This window comes from Streptomyces endocoffeicus (assembly GCF_016741935.1).
GTDB classification, from domain to species: Bacteria; Actinomycetota; Actinomycetes; order Streptomycetales; family Streptomycetaceae; genus Streptomyces; species Streptomyces endocoffeicus.
In genome coordinates, this window is record NZ_JAERRG010000255.1 from 1 (window position 1) to 263 (window position 263).

Genomic DNA, 263 nt, shown 5'->3' on the forward strand with positions numbered 1-263 from the left:
ACCATCCCCGATCCACGTGTGGTGTTCATCTTCCCCGGCCAGGGCTGGCAATGGCAGGGCATGGGCAACACCCTCCTCACATCGTCGGCCGTATTCGCCGAACGGATGGCGGAGTGCGCTGCCGCCCTGAGCGAGTTCGTAGACTGGGACCTGCTCACCGTGCTCAACGACCCCTCCGTAGTCGACCGGGTAGACGTCGTACAACCGGCCTGCTGGGCGGTCATGATCTCGCTGGCCGCCGTCTGGCAAGCCGCCGGCGTACG

1 protein-coding gene is annotated in these 263 nt (G+C 66.2%); it reads left to right on the forward strand.

Annotated features, from left to right (window positions below; all coding sequences use genetic code 11):
• Positions 1-263, forward strand: a 263-nt coding sequence (locus JK364_RS54860) for an acyltransferase domain-containing protein (protein WP_201858945.1), incomplete at both ends; no start/stop codon positions are given.